This window comes from Bradyrhizobium sp. USDA3010, from assembly GCF_056429065.1.
On sequence record NZ_JBWJZD010000132.1, the window covers coordinates 1 to 745 of the forward strand.

Below are 745 nucleotides of genomic sequence, written 5' to 3' on the forward strand. Positions count from 1 at the left end.
AGAGGCTGGCGAGCGTGGCGTAAGCCGCTGAGGTGGCGTAGGATTCGGTTGCTGACACCCACCCTCCGCGCATCCGGGCCGCCACACTCGCCATGACCGACGATACGAGTCTGCCGTTCTCATTTCCAGCCGTTTCCCGCAAGAAGATCACAGCCTCGTTCGACGGCGGCAAGCTGACGTCGGATGGCGGCGTCATGCTTCTGGCCATGGCGGACCGGCGCCTCGGCTTGGCGGCGAAGTTGTCCTGCGTATTCCCCGAGCGGCGCGATCCGGGACGCATCGTGCACAGCCTTGCGGATATGATCCGCGCCCGCATCTTCGCCATCGCGTGTGGCTACGAGGATGGCAATGATCTCGATCGTTTACGCGGCGATCCGGCGTTCAAGCTGGCTTGCGGCCGACTGCCGGACACTGGCCGGGATCTGTGTTCGCAGCCGACCCTATCGCGCCTGGAGAATGCACCACACCTGCGCGAGGTGATCCGGCTGAGCTCTGTGCTGGTTGACCTATGGATGGACAGCTACGCGCGAGCGCCGAGCGCAATCACGCTCGACATCGACGACACGGTCGACGTGGTGCATGGCCGTCAGCAACTCTCGCTGTTCAACGCCCATTATGATGAACACTGCTTCCTGCCGATCCACGTCTACGACACCGAGCACAGCCGGCCTGTTGCGGTCATCCTGCGCCCCGGCAAGACGCCGAGCGGCCGCGAGGTGCGGGCACACCTGCGCCGCCTGGTTCG

General features: G+C 64.8%; 1 protein-coding gene. It reads left to right on the plus strand.

Translation table 11 applies throughout. The features are described from left to right. Positions 1 to 92: 92 nt before the first annotated feature. Positions 93 to 745 (plus strand): IS1380 family transposase (locus AC066Y_RS43260; protein ID WP_478279141.1); only part of this gene is annotated, 653 nt, incomplete at its 3' end.